Consider the following 19173-nt stretch of genomic DNA (forward strand, 5'->3'; position numbering starts at 1 on the left):
GGTTTCGCAAATACCAATTTATAGGACTCAAAACAGGTTCTCTACACCATAAAAAACAGACCGTTAAGAACAGAAATACGACATATGAATCAAATCGACCTAAACCAAAACCAATTGGTATTAAAAGAAAAAAGGGGGCCTCTAATTGCCAGACTATTCATCTATTTACTTACCATATTTTCTATAATTCTACCCCTTGGTGGCGTCACTGTCAATGTATCCAATAGCGGGCTGACAATTGTGAGTGTTATCATGCTTGGCTTATTTGGATTAATAGCATACTATATGCTCCGTGTTTCATTATGGAATACTTATGGCGCTGAAATTATTGAATTTCAAAAAAACAAAATCAACTACACCGCCGACTACCAATGGTTTAAAGGGGGTCAAAAAGAATTTGATTTTGAAAAGATAGACTTTACAATACAAAAATCGGGCTATGAAGAAGATAACAAAGGTGTCTTAGTCATTAAATTTGATGAAAAGGAAATATTTGAAACTGTCTCCAAACTACCGTTATCTGATTTAGAAATTTTACGCATAAATCTGAAAGAATTATACAACAATCAAACACCTGAATAGATCAAAATTCTATAGTCAAAATCTAATGATCACCTGTTAGTACATTAGACTGCTACGTTTTTATAAATATCAGGGAGATTCCGACAAAGACCATTAAAATCCATACCATACCCAACTACAAATTCCTTGCTTATTTCAAAACCAACATAGGTCAATTCCTCGAAATGATACTGCAGCGCCTCGGGTTTCACCAAAAGTGCACAGGCAATTACACTCGCTGGATTTAATTTTTTTACGGCATCCAAGGTATACTTCAGGGAATGCCCGGAGTCAACAATATCTTCTACAATAATCACATCACGGCCTTCAAGATCGATACCAAGTCCTAAAAGCTCGTTTAATTCAGATTGCCCCGTTCCAATATAAGAAGCCAACTTAATAAACGACATCTCACAAGGAACATCAATTTGTTTAAGCAAATCTGCCATAAACATAAAACATCCATTCAAGACGCCTATAAAAACAGGCTGTTTGTGTTCATAACGCAGGCTTATATCAATCCCCATCAAGCGCACTCGTTTCTGAATTTGCTCCTCTTCAAATAAAGGTTCGAAAAGCAGTCCGTCAATTTCTATCTTTTTCATGCTAATATTCTTCTTTCGTCACAGGCACTATTTGTGTGTGTCGTTTTCTTTTTCCTCTTTTTTACGCCCCAATATCTTATCAAATAGCGATCGTTTTGGTTTCTCCTGCTCACTAGCCTCCTCATCTTTCTTTTCCGTTAGATCCATTTGTTTTAGCTTCTTTGGAACAGATACATGCTCAAGATTGTCGGCAGGAGAACTACTTTCGAGACGATCGAACAATAATGGATCATCTCCCATATCAAATACATCAACAGAATCTACCACAGCTGGTCTTGCTGCCCGCAGATGCGGCTGCAGAACAACTTCATAAAAACCATAATTTGAAGTTGTTGAATCCACACTAATCTGCCCTGTTTTGGTCATAATATGACCATAGGTATTAAAATAGCGCAACATATTCCCTTTCAGGTGCCCTGTCCAGTCAAAAAAGTTGAGTCCCTTTTTAGGACGCGGAACAATGCTCGACAAAAATATACTTTCTCCAAGCCCTAATTGCGCCGGTGTTTTCCCAAAATAATAGCGTGCGGCTTCGGTAATTCCATATACATTATTTCCCCATTCGATGACATTCAGGTAAACCTCGTACATGCGTTTTTTACTCACTTGCTGAGAGCGCTCCATCAGCCATACCAGCAAAATTTCCTCCAGCTTCCGTACAACCGTCTTATTGCGATTTAGAAAAACATTTTTCACCAGTTGCATTGATATCGTACTCGCCCCGCGCTTAAATCCTTTTTCCTTAATGTTTGTAGCAATAGAGAGTTTAAAAGCCTTCTCCTCAAAGCCCTTGTGCTTAAAGAAAAATGGATCTTCTGTATTGATCAAACTAATCTGCATATAACGGGATATTTGATCTATAGGTGTAAAATTAGGATTTTGAGGTCCGACAACAATTTCCCGCATCGGCTTACCATCTTCATAGGCTGTATACGTGAATGGTGTATTTAACATCGCAATATCGGCCTCCCCCCATTTGACTACCTTTAAATCCCTATCATCCATTTTGGAAGAGAAAAGAAGCTTTTCGGGCTTTTTGATTTCGAGAGCAAAGTTCAGATCGTATTGAATATGCCCCTCCACCTGAATACCGTCTAAGCCAGGAAATAATCCAACTGGCATGGCATCAAAAAAGTGCTGAGCCTCTATCCTATCGGTATGAATAGCAAGGAAGAGTTCTTTTTCCGGCTTGTGCACATATTTGATATAAGGAGAAAACACGAAATCTTTGACCTGAACGGTACTTTCTTTGCTTACTTCAATCGACGATGCTCCGATATTTAATGCACCTTGCATTCTGGCCTCAGGAAAGATAACATCTTTACTAGAAATACGCCAGTGATTTACTTTCAGATTTTTAAATCCCCATTGCCCATGCAACTCCAGTAACTCCTTATTTCTTCTATGAGCCTTGTCTAATCGGAAGGATATTTCATCAAAACTTACCGCAAGACCAAATTTGCGCTGTAATAGTGGAAGATTTACCTCCTTCTTATCGGAAAAAAGACGAAGATCACACTCTTGATTATCTGAATCAATCGTTCCGGTCAGATTCCAAGCTGCCTCATGGTCATTTAGCAAGAACTTCGTTTCCATATCTCCGCCGTCTATCACAGCAGAAGGAATAACAACGCGTTGTGAAGTACTGTCGTCACGATAGGAAAGTTCAAGGTTTTTGAGATCGAGATCATTTGGAATCTTAAAAAATACATTTTTCAACAATCGATCTGCCAAGGCCGCCAGATTCTGCTTTGGGTTATCATTTTCAACAGTATCCTTTTTCTGCTTTTTGAACAGGAAATCGTAGTTACTGATCGAATCCTTTTTAACAAGAGAAACCTTCCCATTATCTAAAAGAACTTGCCCTAACTTCACATCCCCAAATAACAAAGGCCATAATTTTACAGATACTGTCAAATCATTGATTTGGGCTAATTGATCTCTATTTTTGGGCAATAGCTGTATATTCTTAAACTGTACGGCATTAATCCCCTGGAAAGCATAATATTGAATCTTCAATTCCATATCATACTTTTCAAGCAACTTCGCTTTCGCTTTGTTGATTGCTCCCATGAGCATGGCATCTCTTTTCTGATAAGCATACGTGCCTACTGCGATCGCCAAAACCAAAATAGCAGCTAAAGCGATATAAAGCCATCGCCATTTGCGGGACTTAAAAGATGTTATAAATCGATTGGACATAATTATTACTTAATGCAAATTCGTGCATATCAACAGTCAAACTTAGATAAATTTGGCTGCATATACAATTATAATTCACTGAAACCAGGATGGCCTTTATCCCTTTCTACAGTCCGACAAAATTATTTAGAAAACACCTTGATTACCCGAAAACGAAAACGTACTGGATAACGGATCTTTCCTAAAGATTAGGAGTACGATACAGTAATCTTAATCCCATTAAAAACAAAGAAATGACATGAAATTGATCCGCAATGAGTAGTTTTGTAATCCATGATTACAAATGAATAATAGATGGTTACCAAAGAACAAATATTAAATGCATTATCCTATGTTGAAGAGCCTGATTTGAAAAAGGATCTTGTAACATTGAATATGATTCAAAATATCGAGATCGAAGGTGAAAAAATTTCTTTCGATGTCATTTTAACTACTCCAGCTTGCCCGCTTAAGGACCATATTGAACATGCCTGTCGAAACGCCATAGCCCATTTCATAGACAAAAACCTCGAAGTTCATATCAATATGACTTCCAATGTGATCGGAAAACAAGGTGCGCAAGTCTCAGGTATTAAAAACATCATCCTGGTATCTTCAGGCAAAGGTGGAGTTGGTAAATCTACTGTTGCCGCAAATCTTGCGCTTGCTCTCCATGCTAAAGGTGCTAAAACAGGACTTTTAGACGCCGACATCTATGGTCCATCGCTTCCGATTATGTTTGGGCTTGAAGGCGCTAAACCAGGTTCAGTTGAAATGCCAGACGGTCAGGTTAAAATTGAACCGCTTGAAAAATTTGGACTGAAATTACTTTCAATAGGATTTTTCACTGATCCAAACCAGCCTATTCCATGGCGTGGCCCGATGACAACCTCGGCCATCAAGCAGCTTTTTAACGATGCACATTGGGGTGAACTGGATTACCTGGTTGTTGATATGCCTCCAGGTACTGGTGACATCCATATCACCGTATCTCAGACATTCCCTATCGCGGGAGCGGTCATTGTCACAACCCCGCAGCACGTTGCCCTGGCTGATGCTGTAAAAGGAATTGGAATGTTCTTAATGGATAGCATCAATATTCCATTATTGGGTGTCGTGGAAAATATGGCCTATTTTACACCAGCTGAACTGCCAGAGAATAAATATTATATTTTTGGTAAAGATGGCGGAAAACGTCTTGCAGAAGAATATAAAGTTCCTTTCCTAGGTGAAATCCCTTTGTTAAAAGGCATTTCTGATGCAGGAGATAATGGTTTCCCTATTGCCATAGATACCGAAGATCCTGTAACGAAATCATTTTTAACGATCGCAGAGAAAGTTGCCCAGCAACTTTCCATTATCCATAGCCAGGGGAGATAGTTCGTTAATAATGTGCTCTTGCGCTTCACCATAAAAAAAGGCTTTCATACGTATGAAAGCCTTTTTTTTATGAAATGTTATCTAATTATTAGATAGCAAGCTCCAGCAATACCGGGCAATGGTCGGAATGGACTGCATCCGGCATTATGCTGGAAGATTTGATTTGTTCCGCCAAAGGTTTTGAAACCATATTATAATCAATACGCCAGCCCAAATTCTTTGCACGAGCCCCTGCGCGATAGCTCCACCAACTATAGTGGTGTGGATCAGGATTTAAATGGCGAAAAGAGTCAATATAACCCGAATTAATAAAATTCTCCATCCATTCGCGCTCTTCCGGAAGAAATCCCGAAGAATTTGCATTTGATTTTGGATTGTGAATATCGATGGCACGATGACAAATATTATAATCACCACAAACGACCAAATTCGGTTTTTCGATCAAAAGCTTATCGCTATATAACTGAAAATCCTCCAGAAAACGGTATTTAAAATCCTGTCTCACATCTCCTGTTGTACCTGATGGAAAGTAGGTACTCATCACTGAAACCTGATCAAAATCAGCACGGATAATACGCCCTTCAAAATCATAATCTTCATGACCGCAACCATACTCAATATGCTTAGGTGTGATCCGCGTAAACAAGGCAACTCCGCTATAGCCCTTTTTTTGAGCTGGATACCAGTAATGCTCATAGCCCATCTGCTCCAACAAAGCAATTTCGGGAATTTGATCCGGTGTAGCTTTAATTTCCTGAAGACATATGACATCCGCATTTACAGTTTTCAACCAGCCTAACCAATCTTTCTTCAAGGCTGCACGTAAACCATTCACATTATAGGTTACTATTTTCATTTTTTGAGTATTGAGATTCTAAATAATAGGGAAAAAAGCGCTTCAATCCCTGATTTGCGACTTCATAAAAACATTAATAATCTTTAGAAGAGAACAGATCACCGATTTTAGAAAAGATACCAGTCTGAGGTTTTAGACCTTTTAATTCCCGCTCTAAATTTAACGCTTCTCGCCTCGTTAGCACATGCATGTTCATCTTTTGGTCGACTTCTGGTCTATCGTGCTTATCTGTTTTCACAGCTGCAATCTGATCAATAACATCCACTCCCTTGACCAACTCACCAAATACAGTATAATTCCAGTCTAAATGTGGCGCACCGCCAATAGTCGTGTACGCTTGGCGTTGGGCTTCCGAAAATTTCTTACCATTCATCCGTGTTTGCTCCAAACGATTGAGATCTTCAGGGGTGAATACTTTTCCTTGAACAAGATAAAACTGAGAACCCGAAGAAGCTTTTGCGGGATTGTTATCTCTAGCTGCTCCAATAGTACCTTTTTTATGGTATAGACCATCTTCGATCTCCGCAGGAATGGTATACCCTGGCCCTCCATTACCCAGCTGCGCTCCTCCAACGGCATTTCTTGAGTCAGGATCGCCCCCCTGAATCATAAAATTCTGGATGACGCGATGGAACAAGGTTCCGTCGTAGTATTTACTTTTTGCTAATTTCACGAAGTTATCCCGATGTTTTGGTGTCTCATTGTACAACCGCAGCACACAGGTCCCCTTGTCAGTAACGATCTGTACATATTTAAACTCGGGTTTAGCCGCAAATGCCAAAACCTGTAAAAAGCAGAATACTGCTATTAAACTAGCCTTTAAAAATCTCATCTGTTAATAATTATATGTTCCCATTTAGAACTTCCTGTCTTTTCAATTGTGTTATCTTCTAGATAACGTTTAATTCCTCAAAATAATTTATGATCAACGACTTCATAATCAGTTCCTGTTCCAAAAGAGTATAGTTAGGAATAGGTTTTACCAATTCCCAATGTGGCCACCCTTCTTCATCCAGACCTTTCAGATTATAAAATCCCATAGCACTGAAAAGACGACACGTCGCAATGTGCATCAATTCTTCTTTTTCTCGTTTTGAGAATTTTTGGGCACCTTTCCCCAATTCCTGAACACCAATAAGGAATAAACAGACCTTGATGTCAGGCTTTTCCATATCGAATAGCGAAGCTATTTCACCCTGTAGGATGCTCCACTTCTTGTTTACTTCTGCTGCCTTCATTTTTTTGTTTTAAACAAACTAAGATAAATTTACGATGATTTGCAAGCAAATTAACGCACAGATAAATACAGTTATACTATTGGATTCCCCCCTTTGGCAATAACCTCTGCACAACGTTGATCAATCATCTGAAACACTGGATCGAACAAATTATCATCAAAATACGGATCAGGAACAACATCATCTCCCAAAAACAATTTAACTTTGTGCAGATCTTCCTTATCAATCACCTGAGCGCATACATCCGCATAGTTTTGTCTATCCATTACAAATATAAGATCGTATTCGGAAAAAAATTGCGGTTTGAAATGCCGAGCTCGCTGACCGGAAATATCGACACCATATTTCTTTGCAATTGCTATAGCTCTACGATCGGGGGCTTCACCAATATGCCAGTCGCCTGTACCCGCCGATTCAACAACCCAGTTTAATTGCTTATCTGCTGCTTTTTGTTTCAATATACCATGTGCAAGGGGAGAACGACAGATATTTCCCAAACAAACCATTAAAATCTTCATCTCTATAATTTTTAAAAGCTATCAAAGAGTAGCCATACCACGCTATGATCCAACTAAACGGTGCAAAGAACGCCATTAGCCGACATAATCAGGCTTTCGCGCTTGTCAATAGCAAAATATGTAATAAATCACAAGGCCAGAAGGGCCCAGCATAAAAAGTGCTGGAGCTGTTTCGGCACTTCATTCCGCAAAATAGCTAAACTAAAATGATTAAGGAAACAACCGGCTTAAAATTGACTTACTTCTTACCAAGTGTCCTAGCTTTCCCATAAAGTCCTTCTGACTCCGTATCCACCAACAGCAATGAAAACAGACCGGAGAACTTTGCTGTCCAATAACCAAGTTCAATGAAGCCAATGAGACTAAACTCTTTTCATTAAACCAAGCGTAGCGAGCTGAATGATATCGTCATAAAAAATACGATCAATAACACAAAGCATAAAAAAGGTGGCCTAACCTTACGGTTAGAACCACCTAAACTATATTAATCAACCAATTCTTAATTCAATGTTTAATATTCTACAGGGAAGCTCAATTGAACAGCACCACCTTGCGGAGATACTCCTTTCAATCGTACAATATTACGTTGCGTTGCACCAAGCGCTGTTTCAACATCATCTACTGTATTGACCGCTTTTCCATTCACCTCTGTAATGACCAGTCCACGCTCTACACCGAAATAATCAAAGATGCCACCACGATTCACTTGGGTCACAACAACTCCAGAGTTTACACCCAGTTCCTTTTTCTTCTGAGCTGAAGCAGGAATAAAGCTTGCCCCTAATTTATTGTAAATCTCCGTTGCACTTTTAGAAGCTTTTCCTCCTGTACTTGCAGTCTTCAAGGATTCTTCACCTTTCAATGTCATAGTTACTTGTTTTTCCTTACCATCACGTTTGTAAGTAACATTGACCTTATCTCCAGGACGCGCACGACCTATAGTTTCACTTAAGACAGGTGAACCTGTAATCACTTTTCCATTAATCTTGGTCAAGATATCTCCTTTTTTGACACCTGCAGCCTCTGCAGCACCGCCACCAACTACATCTTGAACATATAAGCCATCCACATCTGTAAAACCTTTTTCCTTGGCCAATTCAGGTGTTATTTCAGTATAAGTCACACCAATATAACCACGTTTTACATTACCGTATTCGACAAAGTCATCAACAATCTTTTTCACCAAATTGACCGGAATCGCAAAACCATAACCAGCATATGTTCCTGTTGGAGAGGCTATGGCGGAGTTAATACCAATCAATTCTCCAGAAGCGTTAGTCAAGGCTCCGCCACTATTCCCTTTGTTGATAACCGCATCTGTTTGAATAAAGGATTCGATCGCTGAACTTACTGGGATTTGATCCTGTCCACCACCAAATGGATTACCACGTTGTTGTTGACCTTCATTCAAAATACCAATCTGACGACCTTTAGCACTAATGATACCTGCGGTCACTGTAGATTGAAGTCCAAGCGGATATCCGAAAGCCAGTACCCATTCACCGACATTGACATTGTCTGAGTTACCCAATTTGACAACAGGAAGGCCCTTACCTGACACTTTCAACAAAGCCAAATCGGTATTCGGATCACGTCCGATCAATTTAGCTTCAAACGAACGCTTGTCTGTTAGTACCACTTCAATTTTATCTGCATCTTCCACGACGTGATTGTTCGTTACAATATAGCCATCATCGGAAATAATTACACCTGATCCAGATGCCTGTACGGGTTGCGACTGCATTTGACGACGTCCACCACCTTGTGGCATGCCAAAAAACTCTTCAAACATATCGAACGGAGAACCCTGCGATTGCTGCGACCCCTTACGGCTATAAGTAGTCTTAATATGTACGACACCCGGTGATACCGCCGCCGCAGCTTGGGTAAAATCAGGATTACCTGTAGAGGACATTACCCCTGTTGGATTGTTTGCAAAATAAACCTTTTGTTTGTCTTCGAAAGACATACCATCAAACTTCTTATTCTCAATAAGCTTGTAACCTCCTAATGCTACCGCTCCACCGAAAACAGCTGTTAATAGCGTTAAACCGACCTTATTCATAAACTTATTTTTATTTTAAAATGTCTTAATATAAGCTGATAATTTTTGCTCTTAAAATTACCGATTTTATTCGGATATGTTCAAATGTAATACCATTTCGAAGCCTTCGGAAAATCCGACACGTTAAAAAATGTTAATTACTAGACAAATGCAATCATTTTAACAAATCTTAACTTTTCTCCGTTTTTTTGTAACAAAAAAACGTACTTTTGTTACTAAAAATCAACGTAATGGCATCAAAAGTAAGATTTTCAAAATATCAGGGAGCAGGCAATGACTTCATTTTAGTAGACAATCGCGACAATGCATTTGACCGCGCAGATGAAGCATTGGTAGAAAAGCTCTGTAACCGCAGGTTTGGCATTGGTGCCGATGGTCTAATGCTCTTACAAACCAGAGAAAATTACGATTTTGAGATGATTTATTATAATGCCGACGGCAGAGAAGGCAGCATGTGTGGTAATGGGGGCCGTTGTATCGTCGCTTTTGCACACGACTTAGGCATTATCACTGACAAAACTGTCTTTTTGGCAGTAGACGGCATACACCATGCCTCTTTATCAGCAGACCTTGTCAATCTCCAGATGATCGATGTAACAGATTTTGCCCTGGATGGAGAAGCCTATCTGTTACAAACAGGTTCTCCACATTATGTTGAGTTTGTAAAAAATCTGCAGCATAAGAATGTCTTCCAAGATGGCTACGCAATTCGCAATAACGCTACTTATGGAAAAGAAGGCATCAATGTAAATTTCATTGAAGCTGAAGGAGATGGTTATTTCCTCCGTACATTTGAGCGCGGTGTTGAAGATGAAACCTATGCCTGCGGCACTGGAGCAACTGCTGCGGCCATGGCTGTCGCCTTGCAGCAAAATTTAGAAGGTGATATCAATATTCCTATCCGAGTATTGGGAGGACAGCTTTATATCTCCTTCCATAAGCAGGGCAAGCATTTCACAGAGGTGTTCTTAAAAGGCCCGGCACAGTTTGTCTTTGAAGGGAACTATTAGATTTTTACTCCTATAGCGATCAAGGTTAATTGCAATCCAAATTTTCCATCCAAGAAAATCAAGATTGGAATATCGCCTGCTACCCTTGGTGTTCACGTATATTTGAGTACAACGCTCTTCATGTAGTTAGGTATTAGATTTTAACCAAACGCTAAGCAATCACCAGTAACCGATTTTTAAAATTTCAACGCGCAAATTGCGATTAATGGTATATTTTATTGTATATTAGATACCTTTATTTATAAGGTCCGCTATTTTTAATGCAACAGTCAAAGTCATTTCCAGTATATAAAATCGTTTATTCTATATGTGAGCACCCCTATCTTGGCTATCTTATTGAGCCACACATGGTCAAACTCAATCCCAATGGGACTTACTCACTGCGCTATCAACGTATATTTAGCAATACTGTCGATGCTTACGCCGCTGAATTGGATGAATTAGATTACAAACTAATTCGATTGCTCGATGAAATCGAACAAACTCACCTCATCAAAAAATACTACAAAAAAGCAATTAGACCTGTCGATTTCTTTTCCAAAGTTTTCGATAAAAAGCTATATGAGCTTCTTCGTCCTAAAATTGATGAAAAAATGATTCAATTTTTTGAAGCTGTTGGAGACAAACCGCTTTTCATGATGAGCAAAGATGGTTATCCAGCAGATCAAGAAATTAAATTGGCAACCTCTGCGGCATCGGTTCTATTTCATTTTCGACGAAACGAAGAAGAAACACGTTATTTCCCGACAATCAAATACGAAAATCAGCGTCTGGAGTTTATGTTCAAAAATGCCATTGTCTTGACCAATGTACAAGCATGGTTACTTTTAAACAATACCCTATATTATTTCGATCAGGCTCTTGAGGGCAAGAAGCTTAGCCCTTTCCTAAATAAACGTTACATTTCTGTCGGTAGAAGCACTGAAAAAAAATATTTCGAGACCTTTGTATGTGGACTGATTGAACGCTATCATGTCTATGCCGAAGGATTTGAAATTCAAACCCACCAACACCAAGCAATTCCGCTCCTCCATTTGATTTATATCGAAGATGGAGTGTCGCAATTACAACTGCAATTCAAGTACGGACCGCATACCTTTACCGCGGGAGCCGAGAATAAAGTTACTGTTCGTATGGAATATAATGTGGAAGATGACCATTATATATTCCACCGTGTCAAACGCTCTTTGCAATGGGAAGAACAACAAAATGAAAGCTTAAAAAAATTGGGCCTACAGGATGTTGACCTCCAACTCGGTTTATTAACGCCAACTACCCATACTGGAAAACGGCTTTCAGTATTTGACTGGATGAACAACCATCAAGAACAACTTGAGAAACTTGGATTCCACATTATACAAAATAGTGAAGAAAAACGCTTCTTCATAGGTCATACCTCCTTAGATATCTCCATTGATGAAGACAATGATTGGTTTGATATAAGTGCTATCGCAAAATTTGGACCCTATGAGATTCCATTTATCCAGCTGCGCAACCATATTCTTAATAACATTAAGGAATTTACCTTACCGAATGGAGAAATTGCCATGATTCCGGAAGAATGGTTTGCAAAATACAATCATCTCTTCCAATTTTCTGCAGATCGGCATGAGCTCAAACTAAATAAGGTACATATTGGTCTACTCTTTGAAATTAGTGAGCATACACAGCTGGTATTTACGCGAAAATTACAGAAGCTAGCCAACTTTGAAGAAATTGCTGATATTCCCGAACCAAAACATTTCAAGGGAAATCTTCGCCCATACCAAAAAGCAGGATACAATTGGTTTAATTTTTTGAAGCAGTATAAATTTGGTGGCTGTCTTGCGGATGATATGGGTTTGGGTAAAACCATACAGACTTTAGCCCTATTGCAACAGCAAAAAGAACAACTCCAAGACGAACAGGATATCCGTACCTCACTTTTGGTTTTGCCAACATCATTGGTATACAACTGGCAAAAAGAAGCACAGCAATTTGCTCCACAGCTTAATATTCACCTTCATACCGGAAACAACCGCATTAAAAATGCCTCACTTTTCGCCAAATATGATCTGGTAATTACCACCTACGGGATTGCCCGTATTGATGAAGAAACCTTGAGTGGCTTTTATTTTAATTACATTATCCTCGATGAGAGCCAGAATATCAAAAACCCAACTTCCAAATCTTTTAAAGCCATCAAAAGCCTAAAAAGCAAAAACAAATTGGCTTTGAGTGGAACTCCTGTAGAAAATTCCGTTTCGGATCTTTGGGCACAGATGCACTTCACCAATCCAGGACTTCTAGGCAGTTATACCTATTTTCAAAAGGAATTTGTACAGCCCATAGAAAAGAAAAAAGATGAAGAAAAAGCACAGCGTCTTCAAGCGATTGTCAAACCATTTATATTAAGACGTACAAAAGATCAGGTGGCAACAGAATTACCGCCAAAAACTGAACAGGTCCTTTATTGTGAAATGACGGAAAAACAATCCGAGTTGTACGAAAAAGTCAAATCTGAATATCGCAATGCAATTCTTGACGGACAATTGGACAGCAAGCCTAAATCTACGCAAATTGCGCTGTTGCAAGGCTTGACAAAGCTCCGACAATTAGCCAATCATCCCAGAATGGTGGATGAGAAATTCTCGGGTGATTCCGGCAAGTTCGAAGCTGTAATTGAAACACTTGAGATGGTCATGCAAAGAGGCAACAAAGTACTGATTTTCTCCCAGTTCGTAAAGCAGCTCAATATCTTCCGTCAGTATTTCGATAATAAAGGTACAAATTATGCCTACCTGGATGGCGGCACAAAGAATCGGGATGAAGCCGTAAGCCAATTTCGTAAAAACAACGATACCAAGTTATTCCTTATATCGATAAAAGCAGGTGGGGTGGGACTCAATCTGATTGAAGCTGACTATGTTTTTATTCTGGATCCGTGGTGGAACCCAGCTGTGGAACAACAGGCTGTAGACCGTTCACACCGCATCGGTCAAACGCGCAACGTGTTTATCTATAAATTTATCAGTAAAGATACCGTCGAAGAAAAGATATTAGCTTTACAGAATAAAAAGAAATCGATTGCACAAAGCCTGATCACGACAGAAGAAAGCTTTATCAAGTCACTATCTCAGGAAGATCTGCATGAACTTTTGGCCTAAATAAAAACATTACTCTTTATATCCATTAATCTTCGCCATATATATCGATGGACGGATACCCGTTACACGCGTAAAAATATTGCTAAAAGAAGACAGCTCGTTGTATCCCACTCGCATAGCTATTTCTAGAATGGAGTAGCTATTCTCGGACATCAGTTCCAGAGCTTTCGCAATTCGTATGGCTCTTAAAAACCGGATATAACTAATCCCCATATCTTCTTTAAACAAACGTGACAATGAGCGGCTGCTCATACCGAATTGCGCCGCAATCTGTTCAATGGTATAGGCCTGATCAATGTTACTGTTCAGATATCTAGCCACACTCCTGAGCTTTTCACTTTTAGGATAGGGATGTTGCATCGGAAAAGCATCTATTGGTGAACTCGTATCCGGAATAATCGCCATCATCGCACGCAAGAGACAGTATTTTGAATAATCAGCCGTTTTGCTAACCCCTCCGCTCCAATCCTGAGCAAATAAAAACATTTCACGTACCAGATCATTACTAAGAAATATATTCGGCGTTGAAAGTACAGACGGCATATGCTGCTGCTGCTTGAAATAAAAACTATATAGCGGGATACGAGAGCTTGTGCTCTCCAGATGATAAGTTGTATTTGCCGGAATCCACATATAAAACCTTGCTGGCAAATACCAGTGCTTTGTTGTCGTAAACACATGAATAATACCACCGTCAGCATAGATCAGCCGCGCCTTTTTATGTTTGTACTCGCGAGAATCGATACGATCGACATACATGTGGTCTACATAAAAGTCATATCGGTCAGCATCTATAGCTGCAAGTTTTTCCTCTTCCATAATCTAAAATTACACTTTTTCTACAATATGGCGCAAACGAACAAATATCCGTCCGACTATACAAAACAAAACATTTCCATCCCACAGTATCTTTGTACGGCCATATTCTCAAGCATTCGGATGAGCTGATCGATATTCCAAGGATTCAAATTTAAGTAAAATGCAAAAACAGAAAAATTGCTACTCCGAGTACATCATAAGCGAAACTGAATACTGGCACAACGGGCTTTAATTAAATTTTTAAAAGTCCCCTACAACATAGGATTAAATAAAAAAAATCAACTGCAAATTTAATTGATGCTAAAATTATACAGTTAGCCTGTGTTGACACACTATAAGCACATAAAGCAGGCTATTAAAATCGCGCAATCAAAACAATAATGAATAAAGAAGATAAAAAAGACAAAACAAAAGGATTTAATAAAATGCTCGTCATATTTGCCAGCCTATTATTATTGACCGGTATTGGCGTCTTAGTCAGACACCTCATTTTTACCAATCAATATGTAACAACAAATGACGCACAAATCGATCAATACTTGACACCTATTGCCAGTAGAGTCTCTGGTTTTATCAAGGAGGTACGATTTGAGGAAAACCAATATGTACATCGGGGCGACACTTTATTAATTATAGATGCCAGTGAGTATCAAACCAAGGTTGATATGGCGAATGCCGAACTCCAAAGTAGCCAGAGCAATATTGAGGTAATCAGCAAAACAGCCAATGCCACAGCCAATAGCATTTCCGTTCAAAAGGCAAGATTAGAAGCTGCAAAAGTAAGTGTATGGCAGACCGAACAGGATTACAATCGATTCAAGAATTTATTTGAAGCAGAGGCTGCGACCAAACAACAGTACGATAATGCCAAAGCAGCATATGATATAGCATTGGCACAATTGCACACCACAACCGAAGAATATAATTCAGCTCAACTAAACACCTACAAAGAAAAAGCAAGCGAGTTACCGGCAAGAGCCAATATCAATATCAAAAAGGCTGCAAAAACAAATGCACAGCTTTTTCTTTCGTACACCGTAGTTACAGCACCTTATGATGGCTTCGTTGGAAAACGAACCATCCAAGCAGGACAATATGTAAAGGAAGGTCAGACACTTGCCAATGTCATTAGTGAAGAGAAATGGATCAACGCTAACTTTAGGGAAACTCAACTCGAAAATCTTGCAGAAGGCACTATAGTTACTATACAGGTAGACGCTTTTCCCAAACTCAGTTTTAAAGGAAAAATTCACTCATTTTCTCCGGCATCAGGTTCCAAATTTGCCCTGATACCACAAGACAATGCAACCGGAAATTTCGTAAAGATTGAGCAACGAATTCCCATTAAAATTGTATTTGATCCAAAACAGGATCTGAAGAAATTACGTGCCGGTATGAATGTCGTTATCCATGCTGCCCATCAATCCTAATCGCCCATGAGTACGAACAAATCTTTATACTACAGCTGGGTGCCCGAATGGATAAAACTCCCGCTTATGATCGTAGCGATGTTTCCACACCTCATGTTAATGTCGCTTTTCCATTCCAATACAGCATTTACCGCTTCGGTGCTGGACATTGAAGCCGAAGATATTCAGTATTATCTATCCTTGATGTATGGTGCCATTGTCGTTACCTTACTTATATTTCAAAGGCTATTTTCGTTTTTTAGGGTAAGGACATACATACTCTTGACCTGTAGCCTCTCCATCCTGATTCTACTCGGTATTTCACTTACAAGAGACCCTTTCCTTATTGGTATTCTCCGCGTGATCGAAGGTATTTTCTGTGTACTGGAAGGGGCATGCTTTCTTCCGCTGCTTATGATGCAGATTAAGCATAACAAAAGCCGAACGATCGCCTATTTTTTCCTATATACCTTTATGCTTACAGGATCAACTTTGACGACATCCTTACTCAAAGAAAGCATAATGGACTACGGATGGCAAGATATGATCCATGTCGTGCTCTATTGGCATTTGATAGTGATTGCAATAGCCTTGCTGTTACTCAACAATAATCGTTTGGGTAAAAAGTTCCCACTCTATCAACTGGATCTGGCCAGCTGTCTATTTTTATTGATATCATTGAGCTGCGGGGCCTACGTTTTAATTTATGGTCGCAAATACTATTGGTTTGAATGCTCCACGATCACCATTAACTTCGCACTTTTCCTTATTTTCGGAGCACTTTTCATCATTAAACAGAGGATGGTCAAAAGACCGCTTTTTCATTTTGAGATCCTCAGATACAAAAATGTGATCTTTGGTGTTATACTTTTTTTTCTCTTTTATATTATTCGCAGCTGTCTCAATAATGTATACACAGTGATGGCTACCGTATGGAAGTGGCCATGGCATTATATTGTTGATGTACAGTACATCAATGTGCTTGGTACAATACTGGGTGTTGGCAGTTCAGGTTTCTTACTCCTGCGCGATGTATCGCCTAAATATATCTTTGGTTTTGGCTTTTTGATATTGGCGACTTCATGTTTTCTATTTGTACCCACATTTTACCCTGATACAACAATCTGGGCAATCGGTCTTCCTTTGTTTATTCAAGGAATCGGACAGGGCTGGCTTTTTACACCACTGGTTATTTATATTTTGACAGGTGTAGAATCCCATCATATTGGCAATGCAGGCCTCATGGGCACAACCGTTCGATTTTGGAGTACCAATGTCGGATTTGCACTTATTCAAAATGCCAGCTATACACTAAATCAAAAGCATTATATTCAACTCGAACAGACACTGAATACAAGCAACCCACTGACAATAAACTATTGGAATACATTAATCGAGAAATATACCGGAATATATGGCGATCAGATAGCAAACCGTATTGCAAGCAAAAGTATTTCGGGAACCCTAAGTCAGCAAGCGTCACTAATCAGTAACATGGAGATATTTACTTATCTGGGAATCCTGGGAATGCTGATAACAGGGCTAATATTTTTATTCGGCCCAGCCAAAACACTTTTCATGCGCCTAAGGATGCCATACTTGTAAACGAGGCAGCTAAATCTCCTATATACAACTTTCATGCTTTCGCAAACAGCAATGAACGCGAACCGGAGATTCCTTTTGCCTAATAAACCGAGTATCACGAGCTCATTGATGCCTTAATAAAAACAATACGAATCAACTAAACAGGTTCTTTCAAAAAAAGGGGCTGTTTGCAAATCAATGCAGACAACCCCTTTTCGGTATTTCGTACTTAATCTATTTAAGCATCAAATTCTTTAAGTGCTTTTTTCACACGTGATATTACCTCGTTTTTGCCGAGCAATTCAACAATCTGAAAGACATCTGGTCCAAATTTACCGCCTACCAACATAATCCGGAATGGCATCATCAGTTCGCCCATTTTCATTCCCGATGCCTGAATCGCATCTTTGAAGAAAGGTTCCAATTCAGCAGCTTTCCACGTATCAAATCCTTCGAATGATTGGTTTATACCCTCAAAAAATGCTGTTTTTTCAGCCGACCACTTAGGCTTTACAGCATTCAAATCATATTCCGCAGGTTGCAAAAAGAAGAAAGACGCCTGACTCCAAAAGTCCTCAACAAAAGTTAAACGCTCTTTCACAGCATCCAATACCCTGCTCACGTAAGCTTCATCGGCATCTACTTGATGATGTTCCAATACTGTTTTGATCTTTGGCAACAAGGATTCTGTCGACGTGCGTTTAATCCATTCATGGTTGAACCATTTTGCTTTTTCAAAATCAAATTTCGCACCGGCTTTACTGATACGGTCAACACCAAATTTTTGAATCAATTCATCTAAGGAGAAAAGCTCCTGTTCAGTGCCATCATTCCAACCTAACACTCCGAGCATATTGACAAAAGCCTCGGGTAAGAAGCCCATCTCACGGAATCCTTTTGTTGTATCGCCAGATTTAGCATCGGTCCAGTTCATAGCATAAACAGGGAAACCCAAACGATCGCCGTCACGCTTGCTTAGTTTACCGTTTCCATCTGGTTTAAGAATCAACGGAAGGTGCGCCCAGCCTGGCATGCTATCTCCCCAACCGAGGTATTCCCACAATAAGATGTGGATAGGTGCCGAAGGCAACCACTCTTCACCACGGAATACATGCGATATTTCCATGGCCTTATCATCTACAACAACAGCGAGGTGATAAGTCGGCATGCCATCTGCCTTAAGCAATACCTTATCATCGACAAGATTTGTATCAAAAGCAACCTTTCCACGGATCATATCAGTGAATGATACCGTTTCATCTGTTGGAATCTTTATACGGATGGTGTGCGGAGTGCCCGCATCCAATAATTGTTGAGTTTCAGCCTCAGACAAACTCAATGAATTACGTAATTGAAGTCTGTTCTCGTGGCTATAGCGAAAATTAGGCTGCAACTTACGCTGCTCATCCAGCTCCTCTGCTGTGTCAAAAGCATAATAAGCATAACCATTCTCGATCAGCTGTTCAGCATATTTCCGGTAAGATGGTTTTCGCTCACTTTGACGGTAAGGTCCGTACTCGCCTCCTTTTAATGGGCTTTCATCTGGAGTCAAACCACACCATGCTAAGCATTCGTTGATATATTCCTCAGCACCTGGGACAAAACGAGTTTGGTCCGTATCCTCGACACGTAAAATAAAATCTCCCTGATGCTGACGCGCATAGAGAAAATTAAACAAAGCTGTACGTACCCCACCAAGGTGAAGACCACCTGTCGGGCTTGGTGCAAAACGCACTCTTACTTTTCTTTCTGAACTCATGTCGCAAAATTACCACAAAATTTTTGATTTGGGCGGCACCAT

Annotated in this window: 15 protein-coding genes; 6 read left to right on the forward strand and 9 right to left on the reverse strand. The window is 39.6% G+C overall.

Annotation, left to right across the window (positions count from 1 at the left end; translation table 11 throughout):
- The first annotated feature begins 84 nt into the window (after window positions 1-84).
- Window positions 85-582: a hypothetical protein gene (locus tag GVK91_RS05740; protein WP_153844345.1), complete on the forward strand. Its 498-nt coding sequence runs from the start codon at window positions 85-87 to the stop codon at window positions 580-582.
- 44 nt (window positions 583-626) lie between these two features.
- Here the strand turns inward: GVK91_RS05740 and hpt are convergent, their stop codons facing one another.
- A complete protein-coding gene (gene hpt / locus GVK91_RS05745; protein ID WP_075994457.1) occupies window positions 627-1166 on the reverse strand; it encodes a hypoxanthine phosphoribosyltransferase in 540 nt (179 codons plus the stop codon).
- A gap of 27 nt (window positions 1167-1193) precedes the next feature.
- Window positions 1194-3368 carry a transglycosylase domain-containing protein gene (locus tag GVK91_RS05750; RefSeq protein WP_159727428.1) on the reverse strand — a complete coding sequence of 725 codons (2175 nt, stop codon included), beginning with the start codon at window positions 3366-3368 and terminating at the stop codon, window positions 1194-1196.
- A 294-nt stretch (window positions 3369-3662) separates the two neighbouring features.
- Between GVK91_RS05750 and GVK91_RS05755 the strand changes: the two genes are divergently transcribed.
- Window positions 3663-4727, forward strand: a complete 1065-nt coding sequence (locus tag GVK91_RS05755) for an Mrp/NBP35 family ATP-binding protein (protein ID WP_159727430.1) — start codon at window positions 3663-3665, stop codon at window positions 4725-4727.
- Between the two features lie 88 nt (window positions 4728-4815).
- Here the strand turns inward: GVK91_RS05755 and GVK91_RS05760 are convergent, their stop codons facing one another.
- From GVK91_RS05760 to GVK91_RS05780, 5 genes are all read right to left on the reverse strand, one after another.
- On the reverse strand, window positions 4816-5583 hold the full coding sequence (locus GVK91_RS05760) for an exodeoxyribonuclease III (protein WP_120335089.1): 768 nt from the start codon (window positions 5581-5583) through the stop codon (window positions 4816-4818).
- 73 nt (window positions 5584-5656) lie between these two features.
- On the reverse strand, window positions 5657-6415 hold the full coding sequence (locus GVK91_RS05765; protein WP_153844349.1) for a peptidylprolyl isomerase: 759 nt from the start codon (window positions 6413-6415) through the stop codon (window positions 5657-5659).
- A 58-nt stretch (window positions 6416-6473) separates the two neighbouring features.
- Window positions 6474-6821, reverse strand: a complete 348-nt coding sequence (locus GVK91_RS05770) for a hypothetical protein (protein WP_153844350.1) — start codon at window positions 6819-6821, stop codon at window positions 6474-6476.
- A 71-nt stretch (window positions 6822-6892) separates the two neighbouring features.
- Window positions 6893-7339, reverse strand: coding sequence for a low molecular weight protein-tyrosine-phosphatase (locus GVK91_RS05775; RefSeq protein ID WP_153844351.1), 447 nt, complete (start codon window positions 7337-7339; stop codon window positions 6893-6895).
- A gap of 511 nt (window positions 7340-7850) precedes the next feature.
- Window positions 7851-9404 carry a Do family serine endopeptidase gene (locus tag GVK91_RS05780; protein WP_153844352.1) on the reverse strand — a complete coding sequence of 518 codons (1554 nt, stop codon included), beginning with the start codon at window positions 9402-9404 and terminating at the stop codon, window positions 7851-7853.
- A gap of 230 nt (window positions 9405-9634) precedes the next feature.
- On the opposite strand from GVK91_RS05780, the gene dapF reads away from it, so the two are divergent.
- Window positions 9635-10414 (forward strand): diaminopimelate epimerase, encoded by a 780-nt coding sequence (gene dapF / locus GVK91_RS05785; RefSeq protein ID WP_153844353.1) that lies wholly within the window; start codon window positions 9635-9637, stop codon window positions 10412-10414.
- A 260-nt stretch (window positions 10415-10674) separates the two neighbouring features.
- Window positions 10675-13560 carry a DEAD/DEAH box helicase gene (locus tag GVK91_RS05790; protein ID WP_159727432.1) on the forward strand — a complete coding sequence of 962 codons (2886 nt, stop codon included), beginning with the start codon at window positions 10675-10677 and terminating at the stop codon, window positions 13558-13560.
- A gap of 9 nt (window positions 13561-13569) precedes the next feature.
- Here the strand turns inward: GVK91_RS05790 and GVK91_RS05795 are convergent, their stop codons facing one another.
- Entirely contained in the window at window positions 13570-14379 is an 810-nt protein-coding gene (locus GVK91_RS05795; protein ID WP_159727434.1) for an AraC family transcriptional regulator, read from the reverse strand.
- Between the two features lie 380 nt (window positions 14380-14759).
- Between GVK91_RS05795 and GVK91_RS05800 the strand changes: the two genes are divergently transcribed.
- Together GVK91_RS05800 and GVK91_RS05805 are read left to right on the forward strand one after the other, a co-directional pair.
- The gene (locus GVK91_RS05800) at window positions 14760-15809 is read left to right on the forward strand and encodes an HlyD family secretion protein (RefSeq protein WP_159727436.1); all 1050 of its coding nucleotides are present in this window, start codon (window positions 14760-14762) and stop codon (window positions 15807-15809) included.
- 6 nt (window positions 15810-15815) lie between these two features.
- On the forward strand, window positions 15816-17393 hold the full coding sequence (locus GVK91_RS05805) for an MFS transporter (protein ID WP_159727438.1): 1578 nt from the start codon (window positions 15816-15818) through the stop codon (window positions 17391-17393).
- A 217-nt stretch (window positions 17394-17610) separates the two neighbouring features.
- Here the strand turns inward: GVK91_RS05805 and gltX are convergent, their stop codons facing one another.
- Window positions 17611-19131 carry a glutamate--tRNA ligase gene (gene gltX, locus GVK91_RS05810; protein ID WP_153844358.1) on the reverse strand — a complete coding sequence of 507 codons (1521 nt, stop codon included), beginning with the start codon at window positions 19129-19131 and terminating at the stop codon, window positions 17611-17613.
- Window positions 19132-19173 lie beyond the last annotated feature (42 nt).

Source organism: Sphingobacterium sp. 18053 (assembly GCF_902706145.1).
In the GTDB taxonomy this organism is placed as follows: domain Bacteria; phylum Bacteroidota; class Bacteroidia; order Sphingobacteriales; family Sphingobacteriaceae; genus Sphingobacterium; species Sphingobacterium paramultivorum.